This is a genomic window from Paenibacillus sp. LHD-38, assembly GCF_031157315.1.
Lineage (GTDB): Bacteria > Bacillota > Bacilli > Paenibacillales > Paenibacillaceae > Pristimantibacillus.
The window spans coordinates 72,898-98,409 of the sequence record NZ_JAVIFU010000025.1 but is presented as its reverse complement, the minus strand read 5'-3'; the positions used below and the strand labels follow the sequence as shown (position 1 = coordinate 98,409).

Sequence of the window (25,512 nt, the reverse complement as noted above, 5' to 3'; positions counted from 1 at the left end):
TTTTGCAACGCGCTTTAGTATCGTAACCATGAAAAGCATTAGGCTCGGACGGAGCCTTCAAGGAGGGGTGAGGTTACGAATCCCGATGATCTGAGAAGCCCCTGCCTTTAGGCATGGGGGAGTCGTCACAATGTAGTACTTTTATCTTAGCATGACTTACCAATTTGTACTATTAAAATGGTTCAAAATACCTTATATTTCGACAAAATTTCAATAGAATGCAAAGGATCGCTTCAATAGATGCATCCTTCCACGATTGGCCGAATAAGGATAAGCAATTCTTTTTTTATAGTTATAAGGAATGATAAGCTTTCCAACTTACGGGGATAGAGGAGCGAACCATATGAGGCTGGATTGTGCCATTATTGGCGGCGGGCCGGCAGGCTTAAACGCTGCGCTTGTGCTCGGCAGATCACGGAGGGATGTTATTGTATTTGACAACAACAAACCTAGAAACGCGGTTACCCGTGAGTCCCATGGCTTTATTACAAGAGACGGCATCGAACCGCGCGAGCTTCGCAGATTAGCCCATTTGGATATTGCGAGTTACCCGTCGGTAACCATTAAGCCGGATAAAGTGATCGAGGTTAGGCATAGTGAGGCAGGATTTCAGGTGACTACAAGTAACGGAGTCACGTACGAGGCTCGTACTGTCATCTTGGCAGCCGGACTGAAGGAGTCTTTGCCCAGAATCCCCGGCATTCAAAACTTTTACGGTAAAAGCTTATTCAGCTGCCCTTATTGTGACGGCTGGGAGCTGCGGGATCAACCGCTGATGGTCATTTCGGAGGGATCGAATCTGTTCCAGTTGACCAAAATCGTCTATAACTGGAGCAGGGATGTGCTCGCATGTACGAATGGGGCGGACAGCTTAAACGCGCAGCAGATTGGAATGCTTGGACAAAGGGGCATTCAAGTGGCACATCAGAAGATCAAAGCACTGGAAGGCGAGAACGGTAGGCTTAAACGGGTTGTTTTTGTAAATGGTAGCGAGATCAAGCGCGTGGGCGGGTTCGTCACGCCTTCCTGGGATCAGGCAGCCTCGTTCGGAGAATCGCTCGGCTGTGCCATGACACAGGCAGGAGGATTCATAACCGATGACTATGGAAGAACCAGTGTGAGAGGCGTATATGCGGCTGGCGATTCCTCCATTATTGTTCCTGCGCAGCTGGTTGTGGCAGCGGGAGAGGGAAGCAAGGCGGCTATTGGAGCGAATACCGATATGACAAACCAGGATTTTGGATGGTAAATGCTCTGATTAGGGTCCGCTTATAAACAACAGCCGCCTCAAACCGTCGGTTTTTTGCTAAAATAAGGATGTCGATTATTTTCTTGTTTGTTACAGCGGCTTGCTTTATGGGTATTGGATGGAACAAAGTAGTTAGCCGAACCATGCTTAATCGTGAGCTTTAACGGCTGGCAGGAGGAGAAATCATATGCTAGAGAAGCTGCAAGCTGATGATTATGTTTTAAACCAGTTTCCATTTATGCGGGATGAGCTGCTATATAATTTAATTCATTTGATTACCGCGATCGAGGGGGCAACCGCGTTGAAGGCGCCTGACGGGCGCATGCTGTTCGCCGGCTCGCCGGGACATAATGCTTGGCTATGGCTGTCAGAGGATGTTACCGATGAACATAGGTTGAAGCTGATGAAGGAGCTTATTGGGTACCATCAAGGAACGGTGCTGCCCGGTATATGCGGCGCTCCGCCTACTGCTGAGCTGTTCGCCAAGCTTTATGCAGAGGTTAATCAGTTGAAATACCACGCTTATATGATGATGGAAGCTTATTCTTGCCCCAAGGTGATTAAGCCGATGAAAGTGAAGGGGAAAATGATTAAAGCGGAGCGCCAGCATGTGGAGCTCGTTGCTGAATTTATGGCTGGCTTCTCCGAGGATGCTTACGGAACATCGGTTATTCCTGCCAGCCAGCTTCCGGCTGCGGAAGGAATGGTGATAAGAGGCAATTTATATTTCTGGACCGTCAACGAGCTGCCGGTGGCTATGGCCAATATTGCATACCGCTCTCCGCGGCACGGAAGGATTAATGCTGTGTATACTCCGCCGGTGCTGCGGAAAAACGGTTATGCAAGCGCAATCGTTGCAGGGCTTTGTTCGATTTTGGAGGAAGAGAACCGTGAACCGATGCTCTATGCGGATATCAAAAATCCAGCCTCTAACAAGGTGTACAAAAATGTAGGCTTCGTTGAGAGCGGACCCATTGCCGAAATAAGATTTATATAGAGATACTCTGTTAGGAAGAAGGAAATTGTCTGAAAATCGATCGTTTGCTAGCGATGATCGTGCTCCTTCTTAATCGCGGCAGAATAAGCGCGAAGGAGCTCGCCGACCGTTTTGAAGTATCCACCAAAACCATCTACCGCGACATGGATACGTTGAGCCAATCCGGCATTCCGATATTTGCCCATCAAGGAACAGCTGGCGGCTTCGAGATTATGGAGCAGTACACGATATCGCGTCAGTACTTATCCTTAGAGGAAATTTCATCTATTATTGCTGCCGTAAAAGGGATTAGGACCGCTTTGGATGATACGGCATATGCCAAGCTCCATGAAAAGGTCAAATCGCTGCTGCATAAATCGGACAAGCAGCAGGCGGGCAGCAGCGAGGAAAGCTTGGTCTTCGATCTTAATCCCTGGGGACAGGGACCGGCGGCGCGCCTTAAGGTCAACCTCTTTAAACAAGCTATAGAAGAAACCCGGAGCGTGCAATTAAGCTACATAAACATGAATGGCACAGAGACGGAACGGGTAATCGAGCCCTATGCGCTGATTTTAAAAGGGAATGTATGGTATGTGCAGGCCTACTGCATGCTGCGTGAGCAATTTCGCGTTTTTCGTTTATCGCGCGTGCAGAAGCATGCTTTGCTTGAGGAATGTTTCGAGCGCCGGGATTCACCTTCCTTGGAGAGTTATGCGTGGGATACGGAATGGTCGAAAAATGCCGAAACCGAAGTGACGCTGCTTTTCCGTCCGCAGGTACGCTACCGCGTGGCGGATGCTTTCCGTCCGGATCAGGTTTCAGTGCTGGAGAACGGCTCCGTGCGCGTAGAGGGCAAGCAGATAGTTGATGAATTCTTTTACGGAATGCTGCTGAGCTTTGGCAATCAAGTAAAGGTGGAGCAGCCTGCCCATATAGCCGAGCAAGTCGTTCAGCGCGCCAAAAATATTATTGCCTGTTACGAGAATTAAGACAGACAGCTGTCCAGTTTCCCTAGCTATACTAAGAACAAATCCAATGGGAATGGGGAACGACAGATGAAGGAACAAATCGTAGTCAAACCAGCGCTTGCGATTATCGGGGTAACAACGCGTACGACCAATGCGGAGGAGGCCGGTCCGAACGGACGCCTGCCCGCATTGTGGAATGCCTATTTCGGAAGCGGAATCGCAGAACGGACCCAGATAAGCAACGGACATTTGATCTATGCGCTGTATACCGATTACGAGAATGGTGCAAGCGGCGCCTATACGACTCTTATTGGTCATGAACGCGGCAGCGATGCTGTGGATGAGATGCCGGCAGGCTTGGTGCAGACAGCGGTGCCAGAGGCAAGGTATCTCGTCTTTAAGACGAAGAAAGGGCCTGTGTATGAGGTTGTAGCGCAGGCATGGGGCGAGATTTGGGCTTATTTCCAGAATTCCTCGCTTGAGCGTGCGTACACGGGTGATTATGAGCTGTATGATGGACGAACGTTTAACCCGGAGGAAGCGGAAATCGAAATTTATATCGCGATAAAACAAGGATAAACGGCTGGCGCCGTCTTTGCGGCAAAAACTCGTTTTCGCGGTGAAAGAGAAGCATTATGTACGTTTGAATTTTATGCTAAAAAACTCACACTCTAAGTCCAGGACTGAGGTGTGAGTTTTTTATTTTGAAAGCGCAGCTTCTATTCTTCACGGTAATCCTGGACGAGAACATCCAAGGCGCCCGTTTCGGGATCTATGATGAAACCGTGAACCGGGATATCCTTTGGAAAAAGCGGATGCTTGCGTATTAATTTGACGCTTTGCATAACGCCTTCATCTGGGCTGGCAAAGCCCCTCAAAAATTTATCCATGTTGATACCTGAGCTTTCCAGTGTTTCTATGGCGAGCGGGTCGATCCCATGCTCAATAAATTTGCCGACCAAGCCTTCCGTATCCAAGTTGGTCATGCCGCAGCCGTGATGGCCGATCACGAACACCTCGCGTGCGCCCAGCTCATATACGGCGACGAGAATGCTGCGCATGGCGCTGCCGAAGGGTTGTGTTAGGATGGCTCCCGCATTTTTGATAAACTTGGCATCGCCGTTTTTGAAATTCAAGGCTTTGGGCAGCAATTCTACGAGCCGTGTATCCATACAGGTTAGAACAGCGACTTTCTTATCGGGGAATTTGTCAGTCAAATAAGCTTCATACTGCTTTTCCTCAACAAACTGCTTGTTAGACTCCAAAATACGTGGAACGATGGACATCTCATTTCCTCCTAGCCAATATATATTCTATTTATCTATTTAATAATATTATTCATAGAAAGAGGCAGATAGTCAAATGATCATCTAATGAATAATTCCGCTTTGCTTTGCTTTTTCCAGCATTTTGGCGGTATAACGGTTGATCCATTTTTTCAACGCAAGCCCGAGCAGAAGCGCGGCGCCTGCAAACACCGCCAAAGCGATCAAATCACGTTCCACAATATCCCATATGATACTGCCGACCGCCTCCCGCATCATGTTGATTGCATAGGTGAAGGGCAGGAACGGATGAATCGTTTGAAAAAGGGTGGCGCCACCTGGCGTAAATCGCAAAGATTTGTCCCATGTGGATCCGCTCCTAAAAAATGCTTGTCTTAGTATTGCTGAATTGGTTCAAATCTACACACGAAATAGATGTCGCATTGGATAGGGCGTAGAAAAGGCAGCAGCTTTGGCGGTTACGCTTTAGCTGCTGCCTTTGTTTATATATCTCCGCGAAACGAGCTTTTGCCGCCAAAGGACAGGTGGCCGTTTACGCTTTGATTAAGGTTTTGTGGTTTAGGCGCGGTCTTCGTTAATAATTTCGGCCAGCAGCTCGAACGAGCGAAGACGAGCGGAATGATCATAGATTTGGCTGACGACAATTAACTCATCAGCGCCTGTCTGATCGATGATCGCGTTCAGCTTTTCTTTGACGGTTGCTTTCGTGCCGGTAATCGTGAAGCTGAGCTGCTTGCGCACCATCATCTTTTCTTGCTCGCTCCAGATTCCGTCCATGGTGTCCACGGGCGGATTCAACTGTCCCATGCGCCCGCGAATCAGATTAAGGAACGCTTGCTCCTGCGAGGTAGCGAGAAATGCGGCAGCTTCATCTGAATCTGCGACAATGACATTCAGGCCGGCCATGGCATAAGGCTCAGCGAGTACATCCGAAGGACGGAAGTTATCGCGGTAAAGCTTTAAGGCCGGAAGCAGGAAGTCCGGTGCAAAATGGCTGGCAAACGCGAACGGAAGCCCATGATGCCCGGCGAGCTGAGCGCTGAAGCCGCTGGAGCCTAGCAGCCAGATTGGGACATTGAGACCTTCGCCGGGTACCGCTCTAGGCATAACGCCTCGGGATTCCTCGCTTGGATTGAAGTAATGGCGCAGCTCGTTCAGCTGCTCCGGGAAATCCTCGCCATTGCTGCCAAGGCCGCGCCGCAGCGCACGGGCTGCAACCTGGTCGGACCCCGGCGCTCTCCCAAGGCCTAGATCGATCCGGCCGGGATACATCGACTCGAGCGTGCCGAATTGCTCGGCAATAACGAGCGGAGCGTGGTTCGGGAGCATGATGCCGCCTGAGCCGACGCGGATTTTTTCTGTGCCGGCCGCCACATAGCCAATCACAACGGAAGTCGCGGAGCTGGCAATGCCGGGCATGTTATGATGCTCGGCGACCCAGTAACGCTTATAGCCCCATTTTTCGGCATGCTGGGCCAAATCAAGCGTGTTGCGGAAGGATTGAGCCGGTGTCCCGCCGGTAATAATGGGAGCGAGATCGAGTATGGAAAAGGGAATATCCTGAATAGGCATCGTAGATTAACCTCCTGAGAAATGCGTGAACAGAGACTCTGTTCCGCAGTATAGCGGCCAATACATAAAACCCCAACGCCGGGTAAGGGCGTGGGGCTGCGAGTTAAACTCTTATTGCGGATTTGTTGTCCAAATGCCAGCGCTTTTGATAAATACGCGGTCTGGCAGCTTCAACGCGGCGAGAACAAGCTCAGCCATATCTTCGGCCTGCATCATGCGATCCTCGTCGCCGATTTTGAGGCCGGCATTCGATGCCAGCTCGGTGTTGACAGTGCTTGGCGTCAGCGCGGTAACTCGGATATTCGACTTGCGAACCTCTTGCATAAGCGCCTCGGTCATGCCGATCACCGCAAACTTCGATGCGCAGTAAGCGGATCCGGTTGCAAAGCCGCGCTCGCCTGCCGTCGAAGCGATGTTAATGATGCTTCCGCTGCTTTGCTCCAGCATGGTCGGAAGTGCGGCGCGCGTTACATAATAGGTGCCAAGTACATTCGTTTGGATAATGCGCTCCCACTGTTCATGGTCCATATCAAGCAGGGTGCCGAACGTTCCGATTCCGGCATTGTTGATGAGGATATCGATGGAGCCAAGGCTATCTTTCAGTGCGGCAATAGCTCCGTCTACTTCTGCTTTAACGGCAATATCCGCGGATGCAACGAAAACCTTTACACCATAGGTGCTTGCAAGCGAGGCTTGCAGCGATTCCAGATCAGCACTGGTACGAGCAATAATACCTAGATTGACGCCTTCAGCGGCTAATGCGACAGCAATAGCTTTGCCGATGCCTTTTCCGGCGCCTGTGATAATAGCAGATCTATTTTTTAATTCCAAGTTCATCTCTCCTCTGTAAGCTGTGAATTTCTGCATTCGTATGTAGCGACATCGATATGATATCCTTTTAACCAAGTATTACATACGTTGATTTAATTATTATGCTACACCATACTAAAATCAAGTAGCAACTTTATAGTAAGATAGTATCATTTTTATACTAAAGGAGTCGTTTGTTTTGGGAGATCAGCATTTTAAAGAAACGGTAGAACTAACCCTGAAGGTAATCGGAGGCAAATGGAAGCCGGTCATTCTTTGCCATCTGACTGAGGGCACACATCGATTTGGCGAGCTGAAGCGGGAGATGCCGTCCATTACCCAAAAAATGCTTACGCAGCAGCTGCGGGAGCTAGAAGAGGATGCCATCATCGATCGCAAGGTTTATGTGCAGGTGCCCCCTAAGGTGGAGTACTCCTTAACCGAGTATGGTTTATCGGTAAAAGAGCTGCTGAACGTCATGTCGCAGTGGGGCGAGCAGCATCAAGAAAGGGTTGCAAAGCTGAGTGAATAAGGCAACAGCACTCCTCATAGTACCCATTTGGGTACTACGTTCCATAAAAGTGCGTACTGTTTTTTTTAACTATGAGGATCTAGAATAGGGGCTGTCGGGAAAACAAAACCTATGAGGAGTGTTGGATACATGAAATTACAATTAGCGCTGGATTTGGTTGACATACAGGGAGCAATCGAGGTTGTGAAGCAAGTAGAGTCTTACGTAGATGTTGTAGAGATTGGTACTCCAATCGTTATTAACGAAGGACTGCACGCGGTCAAAGCATTGAAGGATGCTTTCCCCAATATGACTGTGCTTGCCGATCTTAAAATCATGGATGCAGGCGGCTATGAAGTTATGAAAGCATCGGAGGCCGGCGCGGATATCGTTACGATTCTTGGCGTTGCCGAGGATGCGAGCATCAAGGGCGCGGTGGAAGAGGCCAAAAAACAAGGGAAACAAATTTTGGTCGATATGATTGCCGTGAAAAACTTAGCAGAACGCGCTGCGCAGGTTGATTCGTTCGGCGTCGATTACGTCTGCGTACATACAGGCTATGATCTTCAAGCAGAAGGCCAAAATTCCTTCGAGGATCTTCGTACGATCAAATCCGTTGTCAAAAATGCGAAGGTAGCCGTTGCCGGCGGGATCAAGCTAAGCACGCTCCCTGAGGTTATCGCAGCGGGCCCTGATCTTATTATTGTAGGCGGCGGCATTACCGGACAAGGCGATATTCAAGCTGCGGCTTCCGAGATGCAGCAATTGATCAAACAAGGGTAAGCGGGATGAAGGAGAACATTCCTGCGCTTTCAACAATAGTGAATGAGCTGCGGTTTGCGGCGGAGCAGCTTGATAAGGAGCAATTGGAGCATTTGGCCGATGCGATCAGCTCAGCCGGCCGCGTATTTGTAGCTGGAGCCGGCCGATCGGGGCTGATGATGCGTGCGTTCGCGATGCGCCTCATGCATCTTGGACTCGATGTTTATGTCGTCGGTGAGACGGTTACCCGCAGCTTAGGCAAAGGCGATTTGCTGCTGATCGGCTCCGGATCGGGCGAGACGAAATCGCTTATTCCTATGGCAGAAAAGGCGAGGAGCCTTGAAGCGAAGGTGGGTGCTTTAACGCTTGCTCCAGCATCGACCATCGGGAGACAGGCGGATTTTGTGGTAAAGCTGCCGGGAGCGCCGAAAGAGCAATCGGAGCATGAGGCTTCGACCGTCCAGCCGATGGGCTCGTTATTTGAGCAAATGCTGCTGCTCGTATGCGACGCGGTTGTATTAAGACTGATGGAGAAGCAGGAGCTGAGCGGTAAGGCGATGTACGGCAATCATGCTAATTTGGAGTAATCAATCATTACAAATAGGCAAGAAGAATTCAAGAGGCAATCTCTGAGTGGCAATTTGCACCTCGTAATTGTCTCTTTTTTTTGCTGCGGCTTGGGTTACTGGTGGGTCTACAATGTAGTTTGTGCAATAGAGTAACATTCTTTAGGAAGCAGATTGGCATGCGTTGTAGTTTGTGGAAGGGAATAATATGTCTGCGGGGGCAGCAGTTGGGCTAGTTGCTGCGGCTGGGGCTATTCGTGAGTCTACATTGCAGTTTGTGCAACAGAACGGGAGGAAAGCGGGGAAGTTTCGGGTTACGCTGCAGTTTGTACAATAGAATGGGGTAGATACGTGGCTAAGACAGAGTTTGAGGCCGAATCTGCTGCAATTTCTGCAGTGTAGCTGGCGTGTTTGCGTAAAAGGAAGGTTTCTGATGTAGAAACTACACTGTAAGCCATGAGTCTAGCTGATCTAGCTGCGGATGAGGACAAAGGTTGGCTCAATAAAGGAAGCTTGCTTCGTCTGCCGTGTGTCGTATGAGCAATAGAGTAACATTTGGGTGTATGTAGCTTGGCGTGCGTTGTAGTTTGTGGAAGGGAATGAGGTGGATGCGGGACAGCAATTGGGCGGGTTGATGCGACTGGGGCTATTGATGAGTCTACATTGCAGTTTGTGCAACAGAACGGGAGAAATGTGGGAAAGTTTCGAGGTACACTGCAGTTTGTGCAATAGAATGGGGTAGATATGTGGCTGAGACAGAGATTGAGGCCGAATCTGCTACACATTCTGCAGCGTAGCTGGCGCACAGCCGTGATTGTAGGGTTTCTGTTGCAGAAACTACACTGTACGCCAAATTTTAGCGAGCTGCCTGCGCTCCCTACGCTGCCCATTCTCGCAAGCAAGCGCAAGCACCGAATGAGTATTAGCGGTGAGCCGCTTCACCTCTTCCAACCCGCAGGAGCGGCTCGATGGCGAACGCGATGCGGAAGCGGAGGCTCTCTGCCGGATCTTTGAGCTTGATGCCCATCAGCTTCTCGCATTTATCAAGCCGATAGATGACCGTATTGCGATGAACAAAAAGCTGCTTCGATGTCTCAACAAGCTGACACTGCGTGTCGTAATAAACATTCAGCGTGCGCATCAGCTCCTTTTGCTCGTTCTCTTCGGTGGAAGAGAAACACTGGAACGTCTCCTCGTAAAACTGCTTCAGTTCATCGTAAGGAATCATCCGGAACAAATAGCTGATATCCTTCGACTGATACGATTGGATAAATCTCGTTTTTTTCATTTGATAACCGATTTGCAGCGCTTTGACTGCCTCGTTATACGAGAGTCCGATATCGAGCACATTCGTTACCGGATTGCCGATGCCAAGCGAGATGCTGAGCTGGGACTGCTCGTACAGCTGGGTGGTCATCGCAGCCAACTGCTTCAGAAATTGGGATTCCTCCCATACCTTTTCCCTAATGAAGACAAGCATGCCAAACAAATCATTTTTGGTAAACATGACAAAAACCTCGCCAAGCGTGGAAAAATGGCGTTTGATAAGCTCATATTGCAAATCCCGCTCGGAAATAAGACGCTCGTCGGCTAAGGACGCAGCGTTTTTTGGCATGCCTGCCTGAACGCCGATTTGTTCGTCCTTGCGTGCGGCCAGCATTAACCATGTTCCCAGCTGCCTAAGGCCGTATTTTTTGCCGCGATGGAGCGCCTCCTGCTCGGAACCGATAAAACCGTCGATTAAATCGGAGAAAAACTCATTTTTGTAACGGCGCGAGCGTTCCTTTACCGCCTGCCGCTTCGTCATCTCCATGCCAATGACATTAGAGGCTTGCTCCAGCGTTAAGCCGTATTGATTGGACGCAGCCTGCTTAGGCTGGAAAGCGATGAGATATCCCTCATGCCTGTAGGTGAATATGGGATACAGCTCCATATAGCGATAGCCGCGTAACGCAGGATCGAGCAAGCAGAGCTGCGCTGCGGCTTGTATGGCGGGAAGCCCACTCAGCATGGCCTCGGCGGCAGAAATAAGCGGCTGCATCCGCGGCTGCTTGAAGTGCTGGGATTGTGCGGTAACCTGCAGCTTGCTGCTCAGCAATAGAATGGGCGAGTTTAGCAGCTGCGTAAGCGCAGTTATAATCTCGGGAATGCCGTCTCCTTTCATAATCATCGCGGAAAATTGTTTGTGAATCGTGAGGGAATATTGCAATTCATCATTTTTGTTATCCAAAATGATACTGGTTGAGCGCTGCAGAATTTCCCCGAGCGAATGCTCTACGGAAGAAATCTCGATGATCGGAAAGTCGATCCGATTGGCTTCGTCTATGACCTCCTGCGGAATATCAAGCGCAAAACGTTTCGTTTTGACCGCCAGCCCAGAGCATTTCAATTGATCCATTTTGGTCATCAGCTCTAGGAGGGTCTCCGACTTTTCCTTCATAAAGTAACCGTTCGTAAGCAGAAGCTCGCCAGGTCTTAGGAAATGGATGATATCAGGGGCATCCATGATGTTAACAGTTTGAACGGAACGTGATAAGCCGTTATGTCCTGCGATAATTTGTGATTTGGAAAAAATGGCGTTGGAAAGCAATTGCTCAAGCAGCATTCTCGTCCATCCTCTCATTTTCATTGATGATATAAAAACTAACATCAAATATGAAGGTTGTAAAGGGTATGCTGGACGAATGATCCAAATGTCATATGAACCTTTGGACTTATTGAACAATGACAGTGAGCACCCAAGAAGTTATGCTTCTTTCAAGGGATTCGATGTTAATAAACATTACATAAGGGACTGCGGGCGTAACCGAATTTTTTGTCTCGCTGAACAAATGACAATGCATAAACAGAGGTGAGGCTGTTGCTCGATTTACTTCTTACAAAGGTACGCTTGCAAAATGAAGTGAGGCTCATGGATGTTGGCGTAAGGCAAGGCAGGATTGCTTATATAGCGCCAAGCGGCGGAGCGAGTGCGCCGGATGCGATCCGCATGGAGCATGGCGCTGGCGGTATGCTGCTGCGGGGTTTCGTGGAGCCACATATTCATCTCGATAAGGCCTATTTACTCTCACGGATGGAGCATGAGGCGGCATCCTTGCAGGATGCCATTCAAATGACTGCGGATATGAAGCATGGCTTTACGAGGGAAGACATGCAGGCGAGATCGCTTGCTGTTATCCGGGAAGCCGTTCGCAGCGGCGTTACCCACATGCGCTGCCATGCAGAGGTTGATCCGATTCTAGGGCTTTCCGCCTTTGAGGCTGCGCTGGAGCTTAAGGAGCGGGTGAGGCCGGTGCTTGATTTGCAAATCGTTGTTTTCCCGCAGGAAGGAATTCTCAAAAGTCCCGGTACGGCAGAGCTTATGGAAGAAGCGCTGCGCCTTGGCGGTGATGTGGTGGGAGGCATTACGTACCAAGATGCGGATTTGCAAGCCCATCTGCAGCTCGTGTTCGATATGGCGGAGAAGCATGGCAAACCAATCGATTACCATGCCGATTTCTCGGATAATCCCGAGCAGCTAGCCATTGCCGAAATTGCGGATAGAACGATTGCGTCAGGCATGCAGGGGCTGGTCTCCGCGGGGCATGTGACTTCGCTTGGCTCGCTCGAGCATGGGCGCGCGATGTCCGTTGCGGACCGGATCAAAGAAGCGAACCTGCATATTATGAGCCTGCCGGCGACGGATTTGTTCATTAACGGCAGGGGAGACCGGGAGAGACCGCGCCGCGGACTTACGCCGGTCGGGCTGCTGCTTGAGAAGGGCGTAAATGTCGTCATCGGTGTTAACAACGTGCGCAATCCATTTACGCCTTTTGGCAAAGCCGATCCGCTGGAAACGGCATGGCTGCTTGCAGTTACCTCGTATATGGGCGGGGATGCCGACGCCCGTCAGCTGATTCACATGCTCACAAATGGAGCGGCTAGGGCTCTCGGTTTAAGCAGCGATGGACTACAAGAAGGCTCGGAAGCGGATATGGTGCTGTTCTCCGTACCGACCGAGCGCGACATTCTTCTCGATAAGCCGGAGCGCCGAACGGTATGGAAACGCGGCGTTAAGGTAGCGGATACGAAGGTCGCAAGCCAATTACATGGGCTTTTATAAAATAAAAAATAGAGGAGTGAGTTTTCGGATGAAGAAGCTATCGGGCAAAAAATGGACGCTTTGGTTACTCGTTGTAGTCATGATGTGGGTGCTGGCCGCATGCGGAGGCGGCAACGGCAATGGAAAAGAAACAGAGGCGGCAAATGCGCCTGCATCGAGCGATGGAGCGGGAAGCAAGGAGCCGATTTTGATCGGCATGTCTACGGAAGCCACGGGCGATAACGCGATGAACTCGGTCAACCTTTACCAAGGCGTTCAAGTAGCGGTCGATCAAATCAATGCAAAAGGCGGTATCGATGGACGCCTGGTTGAGCTCGTTGTACGCGATACCGAGCAAAATCCGACGCGCGGCATCAGCATTATCCGTGATTTTAGCCAAAAGGAAAAGGTGCTTGCCGCAATCGGCGGTTTTCACAGCACGGTCATGCTGGCGCAGTCGCCGATCATTATGGAAGAGAAGTTCCCGTTCATGGTAGCTACCTCCAATGTTCCCGCATCGGTCGAATCGGGCATGCCATGGACGTTCGGCGTGCGGATGAATGCGAATATTACGGCGCAATACGCGCTTAAGTTCATTAAAGAGCATTTTAACACGACGAATATTGCAGTCCTGCACGAGAACGGCGGCTACGGCAAAGGCGCGGCAGCGGCAATGACGAAGGTGCTTGAAGCCGAAGGGCTGAAGCCGGTGGCCGTCGAGTCCTTTGATAACGCGAAGGATAAAGACATGACGGCACAGGTTAACCGGGCGAAGGAAGCGGGAGCAGAGGTTATTTATTTGTTCGGCCAAGGCGCGGCTAACGGATATGTATTGCAAGCGATGGATAAGCTCGGCTGGAAGGTTCCGATCGTAGGCGAGAACGGCATGGCAAACAAAGGTGCGCAAGAGGTGGGCAAGGAGCTGGCAGAAGGCACGTACGCCATTCAAACGGCCAACTTCAACGTGGATCAAACGCGTGAGACAGCAAAGGTGTTTTTGGCAGACTTCACAGCGAAATTCGGACATATTCCAACGACCTTCGCTTCTGCTGCCCAAGGCTATGACGGTGCGATGATGATTTTCCAAGCGATTGAGAAAGCAGGCTTGACCGGCAATTTGGCAAAGGACCGTGAAGCGGTCAAAAATACGCTCGAAACGGGACTCGGCTCGTACAGCGGGGTCATCAAGGATTGGGACCAAGCATTTACGCCTGAAAACCAAGATGCGGTTGACGTGAACTCGTATCTGATGTGCGTGTGGAAGGACGGCAAGCTGGTTATTTCCGACAAGCAATAAGTCATTTAACATAGAAAGAGGGATGGACATGTCGCTTATACTCCAGCTCGTCATTAGCGGGCTCTCGGTCGGATGTCTATATGCCTTAATTGCGCTCGGCTACAGCTTGACGTTTGTGGTGAATGGAACGCTGAATATGTCGCAAGGACAGCTGGTCATGCTTGGCGGGGTGCTTATGTTCGGTTTTGCCGAGCTGGGGCACCTGCCCTTTCTCGTTTCATTCGCGTTTGCTGCGCTAATCGTAGGGCTTCTGAGCTTAGGTATAGAGAGACTTGCGATCCGCAAGTTCGACAAGGGCGCGAATTCGATCGAATGGGTGCTCAGCACGATAGCGGTAGGCATTATTATTCAAGACGTCGCGCTTTATATTAACGGACCGGACGAAGGCGTAACCCCTTCTCCGGTGGGCGACGAGATGCTTCGTATTTTTGGCGCAGGCATCTACTGGAAGGAATTTATTTTTCTGCCGGTCGTCGGCATCCTGCTGGTGCTGCTCATCTTGTTTTACAAAAAATCGCATTGGGGCTTATGGCTGCGGGCGACGGCCGACAACCGGACCGCGGTTGAGATCATGGGCGTAAGCAGCAACAAGATCGTTGCGGTCGCTTATGTGCTGAGCGGTCTGCTGGCCGGCATCGGAGGCGCCTTGATGTCTACCAATTATGCGGTTTCGGTTGATATCGGGCTGCCGCTCGGGCTTAAGGCCATATCCGTTGCGATCTTAGCAGGGGTAAACAATCCGAAGGGGATTGTTGCCGCAGGTCTGATTTTGGGCATATCGGAGGCGTTCATCGGGCAGTACATTTCGACGGCTTTCCGGGAGATGTTTGTTTACGGCTTAGTTATTCTCGTGCTGTATTGGAAGCCAATGGGCCTCTTCAATGCACGCAAAACGATTGTAAAAGTGTAATTTCGGATCGTCAGGGGGTGCGCAGATGAATCAACTTATAGAGCGAAGCTTTGGCTACCGCAAGGCCGCCGGATGGGTGGCCGGACTCGCAGCCGTAGGGCTGCTTGCCGCGGGGCCTTGGATGGTCGACACGTATTATTTAAATCTATTGTTTATGATAGGAATCTTCGTCATCACATGCACGGGCATGAATATTTTAATCGGCTACTGCGGCATTGTTTCGATCGGCCATGCGGGTTTAATGGCGATTGGCGCTTACATGTCATCCTTTCTCAGCACCAAATACGGTCTCTCGTTCTGGACCGTGGCGCTGGTCGGCATGCTGGTCTCCTTGATTATCGGGAGCCTTATCGCCATCCCCACCATTCGGGCAGGCGGCGTCTACTTATCTATGATTACAATCGCCTTCGGCGTCGTTATTCATGAGGTGCTTATCCGCTGGGACAGCTTCTCAGGCGGTCCGCTCGGCATATCCGGCATTGCGAAGCCGCAAGTTGCCGCGTATACGTTCGATCTGAAGAGCATGTATATATTTGTATTGGCTATTGCTGTCGTTGCGCTGCTGGTTGCCCGCAATTTGCGCCGCTCTTCTTGGGGAAGGGCGATGATTGCGACGAAGGAGAATGAAATTGCCGCCGCATCCCTCGGTATTCGCAAGTTTGCGGTGCAATACGCGGGGTTTGCGATCAGCTCCGTGCTGGCTGGCTTGTCGGGCGCGATCTATGCGCATACCAATAGCTTTATCAGCCCGGATACGTACAATTTTCAGACTTCTGTTCAGCTGGTGCTGATTGTTATTTTGGGCGGGGCGGGCAGAGTGCTGGGACCGGTTATCGGAGCGGCTATTATCGTGTTTTTGCCTGAGGTGCTCGACATGGAGAAGCTGCGAATGGCACTTTACGGCGGCATTATGTTCGCTGTGCTGTACTTCCTGCCGAAGGGAATTGCCGGTACGGCTGCAGGATGGCTGGCGCCGCTGCCGAGACGATTTTCCCCTAATGGAGAGAGGTCTTCATCCAGAAGAAACGGCGAGGAACAGCGGTTATTTGCCGCTTCGGTGAGGGAAGAGAATAAACGGATGCTGGTGCTCGAAGGGATCAATAAGCATTTTGGCGGATTGCATGCCTTGAAGGATGTGAGCCTCACGGTAGCCTCGGGTACGATCCACTCGTTGGTAGGGCCTAACGGCGCCGGAAAAACTACGCTGCTCAACGTAATATCCGGCTTGTACAGCGCCGAGCAAGGCTCGTTTGCGCTGCACGGTGAGACGCTTATTCCTAAGTCGCTGTCTTCGGTGGCTCAGCGGGGCATTGCCCGAACGTTTCAGCATTCACGGTTATTCAAGGAGCTTTCGGTGCTTGAAAATGTGATGACGGGCATGACCAAGCGGGAGCACAGCAGCTTAGGAGCGTCCCTGCTCAGAACGCCGAAGCAGCTTCGCACGGAACGGCTTATGGAGGAGCGCTCGCATGCGCTGCTTGACCTCATCGGGTATGAAGGGGACAGGAGTATGCCGGCGAGCCAGCTGCCTTACGGACATCAGCGGATGGTAGAGATTGCCCGGGCTTTAGCGACAGCGCCAAGCCTGCTGCTGCTGGATGAGCCTGCTGCTGGAATGACGGCTGCTGAGATTGAACAGCTGGAGCTGCTGCTGCGGGGGCTCGTTAAGCAAGGCATGACGGTCATTTTGATCGAACATCATATGGATTTTGTACAGCGTATATCGGATACGGTGACGGTGCTTGATTTTGGCAAAATTATTGGAACGGGCAGTCCGGAGCAGATGCTGAGCGATCCGCGCGTCATTCAGGCGTACCTGGGCGGAGAGGAGGTGGCCGCAAGTGTTGAGCATTAAAGGTCTGGACGTTCGATATGGAGCTATCCATGCATTAAAGGGAATTGACGTGGAGCTGGACAAAGGCGAAATTGTTGCGGTCATCGGCTCAAACGGCGCAGGCAAAACGACGCTGCTGCAATCGGTGCTTGGCCTTGTTCGTCCGGGTGCTGGAGTCATTGAGCTGGAAGGCAAGCCGATTACCCATCTTTCGGCGAACAAAACCGCTAATCTTGGCGTATCTCTCATCCCGGAAGGGCGCGAGGTATTCGGTACGCTGTCAGTCGTCGAAAATTTGCGAATGGGGCTCAAAAAGAAAATCGGATCCGTATCGAAGCAGCAATTCGACAAGGAGCTTGAACTGGTATTCGAACGGTTTCCTCGTCTGCATGAGCGGCGAAACCAGCTTGCTTTTACGCTAAGCGGAGGCGAACAGCAAATGCTGGTCCTCTCGCGGGCGATGATCAGTAAACCGAAGCTGCTGCTGCTCGATGAGCCGTCGCTCGGGCTTGCGCCCATTATCGTAAATGAAATTTTTGCCACCATAAAAGAGTTAGCCTATGACGGTACCGCGATCTTGCTTGTTGAGCAGATGGCACACAAGGCGCTGTCCATTGCGAAGCGCGGTTATGTCGTAGATAATGGAAGCATTGCGCTGCATGGCTTGTCCTCCGCTTTGCTCCATGATGACCGTATGATCAAGGCGTATTTGGGCGCGCATTAACTAAATGATGAAGCAGAGGGTGACGAACGTGTCCATAACACAAATTAATCGCATTCGTATAAATGAAGGTTTGTTTGATATCTCGTTAGATTTGGAAAAGGGGATCATTTCGCGCATAACGCCGAGCCATAACGGTTCGGCAGGCGTAAATACAGGCGGCGTAAAGGATGCCGAGGGTTTGCAATATCTACCGGCAACGACCGATATGCATATCCATTTGGATAAACATTTTTTGGGGGAGCCGTGGAAGCCGCTGCAACCGTTCATAACATTGCCCGGGCAATTAGCGTTCGAGAAGGCCATGCTTGCTTCGCTGCCGACGACGGTAGCGGAACGCGCCCGTCGTCTCATTGATCTGCTGCTTAGCCACGGAACGACTAAAATTAGGACTCATGTCGATGTTGATCCGCAAATCGGGATTTCGCATTTGGAAGATGTGCTTCGGGTAAGAGAGGAATACCGCGGCATAATGGAAATCGAAATCGTTGCTTTCCCGCAGCAGGGATTACTGCGCTCGGACTCTGTATCGGTCATGAAGGAAGCGCTGCGTGCGGGCGCGGAATATGTCGGCGGCGTCGATCCTGCCGGTCTGGATCGTCAGGTTGACCGGAGCTTGGATGTGACATTTGAGCTGAGCGCTGAATTCAATGCGGGCGTTGATCTCCATTTGCATGATCCGGGACATCTCGGCCTGTATACGATTAGCCGCTTTGCCGATTTGACGGCACAAGCGGGCAAAGGCGGCAGAACGGCAGTCAGCCATGCGTATTGCTTGGGTCAGGTAACTGAGGCGGAGTCGAAAGAGCTTGCGCAGCAGCTGAGAGCAAATGATGTGGCGATTATTACGAGCGTCCCGCTCGATAGGCCGATGCCGCGCGTTGACCAGCTGGTGGCAGAGGGCGTAACTGTTCATGTCGGATCAGACAATATTCTGGATGCCTGGAGTCCGTTCGGCAACGGCGATCTGCTTGCGAGAGGCTCGAAGCTGGCTGAGAAATTCGGTTGGATACTGGATGATAAGCTGCTACAAACCTATCCGCTTATTTCTGCGGGCCCGTTAACGCCCAAGGAGGGGGATGCTGCCAGCTTCATTCTGGTTCCGGCGGCCAATGCAAAACATGCCATAGCTTCCGCTCCTCTTCGCGAAGCCGCGTTCTCCGCAGGCAAGCTGGTAGGCGGAAAATGGGTCGAAGCGGTAACAGAAATTTCTTACCGCTAGAGGCGATGCTGGTCTTGTTGAGGCGGGTAAACGCTCGTACATTCTATGTTCATTATTTTTCTATATGATTGTCCTTTCGTGATCAGCTATCACAGAAAGGGAGAAACGTGATGAACCTATCATCTGTATCGAGCAGCAGTCAATTGGCTTACGCATCATATTCGTCAGTATCGTCGGACACATCAAGCCTGGAGAAGCAGCTATCGAGCCTGCCGAGCTCAAGAAAGTGAATGACAGCAAAGATGGCCAAGCGGTCAAAGAGAAAAAGGCGCAGGTCATCCAGCAGCAAATCCGGCAATTGCAGCAAGCGATTGCGAAGCAAAGGACGAAGGCAAGCTCTGCTGGCGGTGAAGGCCTGACTGGCGTTCAAGCGAGTGTTCAAACAGCTAACGCTGCCGTAGGAGCAGTAGCGAATTCCGACCGCATGTTCGACATGCGTGTATAAGTCATACATCCATAGGATGGGCGAATGGGCTGAATGGGTTGAATCCCGATCAGCCCATTTTGGCTTGAGAAGCATGGCTTGATATGCGTTTGGCGGGAAAGACTAGCAGAGACATCTATTCTTTCGTTTGACATAAAACCAAAAGGTGTCATATAATCGAAATGCGAAACCAAATGGTTTCGTATTTATGATGATATAAGCTTCTACTCACCTAATGGAGGTTATCACATGGAAAACAATAATACGCAAAGCACTTTGCCGGATATCAGACAGACGCTTGTACTGAACGCCCCGATTCAAAAGGTATGGGACGCAGTTGCTACCTCTGAAGGCATTGCTGCATGGTTCATGCCGAACAATTTTCAAGCGGAGCTGGGCTATGAGTTTCATTTGGAGGCAGGGCCTTTCGGAAATTCTCCTTGTAAGGTCACGGTGCTTGACCCTCCTAACCGTCTAACCTTCGAATGGGGCAAGGACTGGTCCTTGACTTTTGAGCTTAACGATATGGCTGGCAAAACGGAATTCACTCTTATTCATGCAGGCTGGGATGCAGATAAGGTTACTGAATTTGGCCAACCTCACGAGGAAGTGCGCGGCAAAATGTCGGGCGGCTGGGTTGGTCTCGTGGAAAATCTGCGCAAGTACGTAGAGGCCTAATATGGCAGAGCCCGCACCAAAGCACGACGTTTTTCAAGCTATTGCAGATCCAACGCGCCGTAAACTGCTGCATCTGCTAGGCGATGAGGAGCTGCCGGTCACGGTCATTAGCGGCCATTTTACGATGAGCCGGACAGCGGTATCGAAGCATTTGCGCGTGCTTGCCGATGCCGGGCTTGTGAAGGATCGGAAGGTCGGACGTGAAACGCGCTACCGGCTCGATCCGGAGCCGCTGCTTGAGCTCAAACGATGGCTGGCTTATTATGAGCGCTACTGGGAAAATAAACTGTCGGCGCTTAAGCGCTTCGTGGAAACCGAAGGTTCCTCGGATGCGGACTCATTTGGCCCGCTTAAGGCAGTGGATCGCGATTCCAGCGAGTAAAAGCAGGAGCAGGCTGCTACCCAAAAGAAGGGACTGTCTCAAAGGTCGAAGACCTTGAGGGACAGTCCCTTCGTTCATGGCAAGCCATTTTACCGCCAAGCACGGAGCTTGCTCAATCGAGCTATGGCAGCTTGAAGTCAGCCTCGTTTTTTCGTGTGGGCGTGGTATTACAAAGCAGCCGCTGCCGCGGAACAGCTGGGCGTCGTAACGGGGAAACCGGATGGCAGCTTTGGCGTTAATGATTCCATCACAAGACAAGATATGGCGGTTATCATAGCCCGATTAGCGGATGTGCTGGGCAGTGTAATTTATACAGCAGAAACCCCAAAATTCCATGGAGTTTGGGGGTTTCTGGCGATTATGTTGTATAAAATGCAATCTGCCAATCGGTTATCTAAAAAGCTGCATCATGTGTTGTATAAACTGCATTGTTTTGTGTCGATTGTTGCTGCTGGCCTGGTATCTGTCGCACTAATTGCATTGACTGTGATGCAGCAGGCTCGTTTATGCTTTACCGGCAGCCGGTGATACACAAAAGCGGGCGCGAACAATATTCGCTTATGAGTGAGCGTGTAGGCAGAATAGAGCAGAAGCTGCATGCAGGTGCCGGCCTTAATTATCTCAGCAGCGACAGGTCGAAGCTCGGCACGAGGCCTTCCTCAGCCGCACGGCCAAGCAGGGCGGTGATCGCCGCGTAACCGTCTTCGCCCAAATCGGCAGTGAACTCATTGACGTAGAGATCGATATGCGACTCAGCTACATCAGGTGAGAGCTCTTGCGCATGCATCATAATATAGGACCTGGACTCCGCTGGGTGTGCCCAGGCATACTTGACGGATGCGCGAATCCATTCGGTTATCGCATCGGTATCCAGCGAGCGTTTTGCAATGATGGCTCCGAGCGGGATCGGCAAGCCGGTATCGGATTCCCACCAGCTTCCAAGATCAGTCAGCATGCTCAGGCCGTAGGTAGGGTAAGTGAAGCGGGCTTCATGGATGACCAGTCCAGCATCGATTTGGCCGTCGCGAACGGCGGGCATGATTTCGTGAAAGGGCATTACGATGATTTCGCCAACTCCCCCCGGAACATGCTTGGCTGCCCATAAGCGGAAAAGGAGATAGGCGGTCGAGCGTTCACTGGGAACGGCTACGCGTTTACCGGACAGGGAGAAGGGATTAGGAGCTTCTCTCTCGCTGTTTTGCGTTAAAACGAGTGGACCGCAGCCTCTGCCGAGCGCGCCTCCGCAAGACAGCAGTTTATAGTCGGACAGTACCCATGGCAAGGCCGCGTAAGAAATTTTCATTACCTCGGGGCCTTGGGACTGTGCGGCCCAATTGTTCGTAATGTCAATATCGGCATATGTGACGTCCAGCTCCGGCGCGCCTTCGATAAGGCCATGCGTCCAGGCGTGAAAGACGAATGTATCATTCGGACAGGGTGAAAAAGCGATGTTCATGATAGTACCTCCCGTATGGCTTTACTTGCTTCTTCTAATGATGCTAATGCTTCGCCAATACGCCATGCAGCGCGATCACGCGGTCCAACCGCATTTGAAATGGCGCGTATTTCAGTGACAGGAATGCCAAACCCAGCGGCGGCAACCGCGACGCCATGGCCTTCCATGCCTTCGGCAGCCGCGCCGTTCACGCGCGCCGCAAGAGCGGCTGTGGTCGCGGCGGTGCCGGTCGCTGTCGTTACGGTGAGAATAGGGCCGATGCAAACGGTTAAGCCGGCAGAATGAATGGCGTCGAATAAGCGGTTATTCCATGCTTCGCTTGCTGTAATGCGTGCCGAGCCGAAGCCGAGCTCGTCCAAGCTGAGGAAGCCATCCGGCGTCTCTGCTCCTAAATCGGCGGCGACGATAAGATCGGCCACGACAAGCGAGCCGATCTCGGCTTGTCCTGCAAAGCCGCCTCCAATGCCTGCGCTAATGACTAAGCGGTATTCTGAGGCTGACGGAGCAAGGGCTGCTGCGGTTCGAGCTGCAGCAGCAGCTATGCCCACTCCCGCAGCAATGACATCAATGCCCGGAATGCCTTGTAAGCCGCGAAGTACGGCATCGCATTCAGCATCTACAGCCGTCACGATCAGCACTCGCTTGCTCGTGGCCGTTCCGGTCACCTTTTCTTTACCATCATGTATAGTTGAATGTAGCGTCATGAGAACGAAAAGCTCCTTTATTAAAGCTGCTGACTCGTTGACTAGTCTATCTTTATCGTATCATCCGTCTGATAAGAGATGCAAATGGGCTGCTAGCCGATTGTGATTTTTCCTTCGGGGAAACGGTATAGCTCTTTCTTCGAACGTGTATTGAGAGCAAAAGCGAGCGTGACCGGTCCAAGGCGGCCCACAAACATGAGCAATATAATAATGATTTTGCCGATATCGCTTAAATGACTCGTTAATCCAGCAGACATCCCTACCGTACAGTAAGCAGAGGTCGCCTCAAACAAAATAGCGAGAAATGATCCGGTCTCCGTTATGGACAGAAGCATCGTCGCTCCGCAAATAATCGAGAACGCAATCATGGTGAACATGATGGCTTGATGAATTTGCTGTTTGGCAATGCGGTAACGAAACAACACGACATCATCTTTCCCGCGAATCATGGCAATGATTGATCCGATTAGAATAGCAAAGGTTGTTACTCGAATACCGCCGCCCGTTGAGCCTGGCCCCGCGCCAATGAACATAAGCAGGATGAGGAAAAACTGCGTAACCTCCCGCAGCATGCTGAGATCTATCGTACTCAGGCCTGCAGAACGCGCGGTTACGGATTGAAATGAAGCACCAAGAATTTTACCGGCTGCCGATAATGGCTGCAGCGTTTGAGGATTGGAGAATTCAAGCGCAAAAATAACAACGGCTCCAATGACCGTAAGAACTCCGGTTACCGATAGAACGACCTTGCTGTGCAGGCTGAACTTTCGATTTTTTGGATAGGTTACGAGCTCTGAAATCACGATAAACCCAATTCCTCCGAAAAAAATAAGCATCATGGATACGACATTAACAAACGGATCCTCCACATAATGAATGAGACTGCTTGCCCGTTCGGGAAATTGGGAGAATAGATCGAAGCCGGCGTTATTAAAGAAAGAAATGCTGTGGAATATGCCAAAATAGATCGACTTCCCGAACGGCATTTCCAGCATGAAATAGCTGCTGAGCAGTATCGCGCCGGATAGCTCGATGACGAGGGCGTAGAGCAATACTTTACGAATCATGCGCACGATGCCTTCAGTGGAGCCATAGTTCATCGATTCCTGCAGCACAAGCCGCTCTCGAAATGAAATCCGCTTGCGAAACAGCAACGCAAATAAGGTCGCCATGGTCATAAAGCCCAGTCCGCCGACTTGGACTAGTATGATTATGACGACCTGGCCGAAGGTGGAGAAGTGCGTACCGGTGTTCAGTACGGTAAGCCCTGTAACGCAGGTGGCGCTAGCCGACATAAATAAAGCATCCAAATAAGAAATAGAAATATCATTTGTGTAGGAGATCGGTCGTGACAGGAGCTGGGCGCCAATCAGAATGATCAAAATAAAGCCGAACGTCATGACTTGCGGCGGGCTTGGTCGAAAACGCAATTTGTTGCGCAGGACAGCTGCTTTAAGCATAATTCACCCCACCTATCTCTTTCATGCTAGTATGGTTATTTTACTTGGTTTGCATGTACACTGTCCTGGTTCGAGAGATGTACAGCGTTCCGTCCGCTATGCTTCGAGCGGTAAAGGGCGATATCCGCCTCGCTTAGAAGCGCCTCCAGCGGAATATCCGCGGTACGAGCTTGCGTAACGCCAAAGCTGGCGGTGATCGTTATCGCTTTAGCTGAGCTATAGAGCGGATTACCCGCAATTTCTGCACGCAGCTGCTCAGCGGTTTGTCTAGCTTGTTCAAGTGACATATTCGGTAAGCTGATGGCAAATTCCTCGCCGCCATACCGGCCGAATAGAGCATTAGTGGGGAGTATTTGCTGACAGATCATGACGATGTGCTTGAGCGCGAAGTCTCCAACGCTGTGGCCATAACGGTCATTGATTTGTTTGAAATGATCGATATCAAGCAAGATAAAAGAGAGCGGCGTCTTTGTAAGGTGGGCGGCAGTCAGCAGTTCCCTGCTTTTTTCCATGAAAAAAGTACGGTTATAAATAAACGTGAGCCCGTCAATTTCCGCGAGATGACGCAGCTTATTTTGAAGAAGCGTGTGTTCCGTTACATCAATCATAACGATGGTTCTGCCCGCAATCTGTCCATTTGATTTAAGAAGCTTTGAGGATCGTATCCGATAGTAGGATGTTTCACCGCCGCGCACCCATTTCAGTTCCTGCTCATGATCCAAGGTATCATCCATGCCGAACGAGAAAGCACCGGTATCCGCACCGCGCTTCCAAACATGATCCAGCCGTTGGCCGATCGACTTGGGCGTAAGCGCCGGAATGAGTTTTGATGCGGCTCCGTTAAAATCCATGATTTGGTTTTCTAAATTAAGCACGAGCACTCCGTCACGCATGCTCTCGAATATATGCTCCCGAGCAATAGGAGCAACGGTAAGCAGCGATGTCGAGAAAATGGATGTAACATACAAGGTTGATGTGATACACATCAATATCGGTACGGGGTCCATGCCAAGCGGAGTGAGCCCGAGTACATAAGCAAGCGCTCCCAGCATGGGTAGAGTAATGCCAATGGCGAGCGTTACGATTTGCTTGCGGTAAATTGATGTGGTCTTCCGCCAATAACGCCACAATAAAAATAAGCTGGCAAACATCGACCCGGAGGTGTAGCTGCCGTGAATGTAATACCAGAAGCCAGGCACTACATCAACCATAGGGGTAGCGACGTTTGGGTGCAGATATAGATCCTTATAAAACAAATGATGAAATTCATTGGTCGTAACCATCAGCAGCGTGATAGCAGGAATGACGAAAAAGATCCATGACTTCTTGAATGTATTGAATTTCTCAATGCCGACATAATGCATGACCAGCAGCAAACTGCAGGGGGAGATGAACGGCATGCCAAGGTACTCAATATTTAACCAAAAACGGATCTCGCGAAGCGAACCGCTGGCAAGCTCGAATGCAAAGGCGAAGGTGTATACGGCGGATAAAATGGTCGACCAAATAAATACTTTCATGCCTGTGAATTTTTTCTTGTTGTTGTAAGCATATATGGCAAGCAGCACGCTAAGAACGCCGGAAATAATGACAAAAGTAATATACTGGGAAATAGGGGTATCCATAGTCATCAACATAAGCGG

Annotated in this window: 26 protein-coding genes; 17 read left to right on the top strand and 9 right to left on the bottom strand. The window is 50.9% G+C overall.

The genetic code is table 11. The features are described from left to right. Positions 1–343: 343 nt before the first annotated feature. The 4 genes from RCO25_RS20970 to RCO25_RS20955 all read left to right on the top strand — a co-directional run bounded on the left by RCO25_RS20970 (position 344) and on the right by RCO25_RS20955 (position 3,772). Positions 344–1,249: an NAD(P)/FAD-dependent oxidoreductase gene (locus RCO25_RS20970; protein ID WP_308998080.1), complete on the top strand. Its 906-nt coding sequence runs from the start codon at positions 344–346 to the stop codon at positions 1,247–1,249. A gap of 187 nt (positions 1,250–1,436) precedes the next feature. Further along, a complete protein-coding gene (locus tag RCO25_RS20965) occupies positions 1,437–2,246 on the top strand; it encodes a GNAT family N-acetyltransferase (RefSeq protein ID WP_308998079.1) in 810 nt (269 codons plus the stop codon). Positions 2,247–2,299: 53 nt separating this feature from the next. Further along, positions 2,300–3,214, top strand: a complete 915-nt coding sequence (locus tag RCO25_RS20960; protein WP_483874715.1) for a helix-turn-helix transcriptional regulator — start codon at positions 2,300–2,302, stop codon at positions 3,212–3,214. Between the two features lie 66 nt (positions 3,215–3,280). Continuing rightward, positions 3,281–3,772: a GyrI-like domain-containing protein gene (locus tag RCO25_RS20955; RefSeq protein ID WP_308998077.1), complete on the top strand. Its 492-nt coding sequence runs from the start codon at positions 3,281–3,283 to the stop codon at positions 3,770–3,772. 140 nt (positions 3,773–3,912) lie between these two features. Here the strand turns inward: RCO25_RS20955 and RCO25_RS20950 are convergent, their stop codons facing one another. The 4 genes from RCO25_RS20950 to RCO25_RS20935 all read right to left on the bottom strand — a co-directional run bounded on the left by RCO25_RS20950 (position 3,913) and on the right by RCO25_RS20935 (position 6,882). Then, the gene (locus RCO25_RS20950; RefSeq protein WP_308998076.1) at positions 3,913–4,479 is read right to left on the bottom strand and encodes a beta-class carbonic anhydrase; all 567 of its coding nucleotides are present in this window, start codon (positions 4,477–4,479) and stop codon (positions 3,913–3,915) included. A gap of 84 nt (positions 4,480–4,563) precedes the next feature. Continuing rightward, positions 4,564–4,812, bottom strand: coding sequence for a hypothetical protein (locus RCO25_RS20945; RefSeq protein WP_308998075.1), 249 nt, complete (start codon positions 4,810–4,812; stop codon positions 4,564–4,566). 225 nt (positions 4,813–5,037) lie between these two features. Beyond that, on the bottom strand, positions 5,038–6,051 hold the full coding sequence (locus RCO25_RS20940) for an LLM class flavin-dependent oxidoreductase (protein WP_308998074.1): 1,014 nt from the start codon (positions 6,049–6,051) through the stop codon (positions 5,038–5,040). A 111-nt stretch (positions 6,052–6,162) separates the two neighbouring features. After that, the gene (locus tag RCO25_RS20935; RefSeq protein WP_308998073.1) at positions 6,163–6,882 is read right to left on the bottom strand and encodes a 3-ketoacyl-ACP reductase; all 720 of its coding nucleotides are present in this window, start codon (positions 6,880–6,882) and stop codon (positions 6,163–6,165) included. 178 nt (positions 6,883–7,060) lie between these two features. Here RCO25_RS20935 and RCO25_RS20930 point away from each other — a divergent pair, with 178 nt between their 5' ends. From RCO25_RS20930 to hxlB, 3 genes are all read left to right on the top strand, one after another. Further along, on the top strand, positions 7,061–7,393 hold the full coding sequence (locus RCO25_RS20930; protein WP_308998072.1) for a winged helix-turn-helix transcriptional regulator: 333 nt from the start codon (positions 7,061–7,063) through the stop codon (positions 7,391–7,393). 129 nt (positions 7,394–7,522) lie between these two features. Then, positions 7,523–8,155 carry a 3-hexulose-6-phosphate synthase gene (gene hxlA / locus RCO25_RS20925; RefSeq protein WP_308998071.1) on the top strand — a complete coding sequence of 211 codons (633 nt, stop codon included), beginning with the start codon at positions 7,523–7,525 and terminating at the stop codon, positions 8,153–8,155. A gap of 5 nt (positions 8,156–8,160) precedes the next feature. After that, positions 8,161–8,721, top strand: a complete 561-nt coding sequence (gene hxlB, locus RCO25_RS20920; protein ID WP_308998070.1) for a 6-phospho-3-hexuloisomerase — start codon at positions 8,161–8,163, stop codon at positions 8,719–8,721. A 901-nt stretch (positions 8,722–9,622) separates the two neighbouring features. On the opposite strand, the gene RCO25_RS20915 is transcribed toward hxlB, so the two are convergent. Next, positions 9,623–11,305: a PucR family transcriptional regulator gene (locus tag RCO25_RS20915; protein ID WP_308998069.1), complete on the bottom strand. Its 1,683-nt coding sequence runs from the start codon at positions 11,303–11,305 to the stop codon at positions 9,623–9,625. Between the two features lie 255 nt (positions 11,306–11,560). On the opposite strand from RCO25_RS20915, the gene RCO25_RS20910 reads away from it, so the two are divergent. From RCO25_RS20910 to RCO25_RS20865, 10 genes are all read left to right on the top strand, one after another. Next, positions 11,561–12,802 carry an amidohydrolase family protein gene (locus RCO25_RS20910; protein ID WP_308998068.1) on the top strand — a complete coding sequence of 414 codons (1,242 nt, stop codon included), beginning with the start codon at positions 11,561–11,563 and terminating at the stop codon, positions 12,800–12,802. Positions 12,803–12,830: 28 nt separating this feature from the next. After that, the gene (locus RCO25_RS20905; protein WP_308998067.1) at positions 12,831–14,078 is read left to right on the top strand and encodes an ABC transporter substrate-binding protein; all 1,248 of its coding nucleotides are present in this window, start codon (positions 12,831–12,833) and stop codon (positions 14,076–14,078) included. Between the two features lie 28 nt (positions 14,079–14,106). Then, complete coding sequence (locus RCO25_RS20900) at positions 14,107–14,988, top strand: branched-chain amino acid ABC transporter permease (protein ID WP_308998066.1); 882 nt, start codon at positions 14,107–14,109, stop codon at positions 14,986–14,988. A gap of 25 nt (positions 14,989–15,013) precedes the next feature. Then, positions 15,014–16,843: a branched-chain amino acid ABC transporter ATP-binding protein/permease gene (locus RCO25_RS20895; protein WP_308998065.1), complete on the top strand. Its 1,830-nt coding sequence runs from the start codon at positions 15,014–15,016 to the stop codon at positions 16,841–16,843. Then, positions 16,830–17,546 (top strand): ABC transporter ATP-binding protein, encoded by a 717-nt coding sequence (locus RCO25_RS20890; protein WP_308998064.1) that lies wholly within the window; start codon positions 16,830–16,832, stop codon positions 17,544–17,546. Before RCO25_RS20895 ends, RCO25_RS20890 begins: the two co-directional genes overlap by 14 nt. A gap of 28 nt (positions 17,547–17,574) precedes the next feature. Next, positions 17,575–18,765 carry an amidohydrolase family protein gene (locus RCO25_RS20885; RefSeq protein ID WP_308998063.1) on the top strand — a complete coding sequence of 397 codons (1,191 nt, stop codon included), beginning with the start codon at positions 17,575–17,577 and terminating at the stop codon, positions 18,763–18,765. Positions 18,766–18,991: 226 nt separating this feature from the next. Then, positions 18,992–19,210, top strand: coding sequence for a hypothetical protein (locus RCO25_RS20880; RefSeq protein ID WP_308998062.1), 219 nt, complete (start codon positions 18,992–18,994; stop codon positions 19,208–19,210). Between the two features lie 228 nt (positions 19,211–19,438). Next, a complete protein-coding gene (locus RCO25_RS20875; RefSeq protein ID WP_308998061.1) occupies positions 19,439–19,867 on the top strand; it encodes an SRPBCC family protein in 429 nt (142 codons plus the stop codon). Between the two features lies 1 nt (position 19,868). Next, entirely contained in the window at positions 19,869–20,249 is a 381-nt protein-coding gene (locus tag RCO25_RS20870; protein WP_308998060.1) for an ArsR/SmtB family transcription factor, read from the top strand. 153 nt (positions 20,250–20,402) lie between these two features. Then, a complete protein-coding gene (locus tag RCO25_RS20865; protein WP_308998059.1) occupies positions 20,403–20,777 on the top strand; it encodes an S-layer homology domain-containing protein in 375 nt (124 codons plus the stop codon). A gap of 88 nt (positions 20,778–20,865) precedes the next feature. On the opposite strand, the gene RCO25_RS20860 is transcribed toward RCO25_RS20865, so the two are convergent. From RCO25_RS20860 to RCO25_RS20845, 4 genes are all read right to left on the bottom strand, one after another. Then, positions 20,866–21,705, bottom strand: a complete 840-nt coding sequence (locus RCO25_RS20860) for a 1,4-dihydroxy-6-naphtoate synthase (RefSeq protein ID WP_308998058.1) — start codon at positions 21,703–21,705, stop codon at positions 20,866–20,868. Further along, positions 21,702–22,409, bottom strand: coding sequence for a futalosine hydrolase (locus RCO25_RS20855; RefSeq protein ID WP_308998057.1), 708 nt, complete (start codon positions 22,407–22,409; stop codon positions 21,702–21,704). The genes RCO25_RS20860 and RCO25_RS20855 overlap by 4 nt, the downstream gene beginning before the upstream one ends. A 92-nt stretch (positions 22,410–22,501) precedes the next feature. Beyond that, positions 22,502–23,869: a TrkH family potassium uptake protein gene (locus RCO25_RS20850; protein WP_308998056.1), complete on the bottom strand. Its 1,368-nt coding sequence runs from the start codon at positions 23,867–23,869 to the stop codon at positions 22,502–22,504. A 35-nt stretch (positions 23,870–23,904) separates the two neighbouring features. Then, positions 23,905–25,500 carry a histidine kinase N-terminal 7TM domain-containing diguanylate cyclase gene (locus RCO25_RS20845; protein ID WP_308998055.1) on the bottom strand — a complete coding sequence of 532 codons (1,596 nt, stop codon included), beginning with the start codon at positions 25,498–25,500 and terminating at the stop codon, positions 23,905–23,907. Positions 25,501–25,512 lie beyond the last annotated feature (12 nt).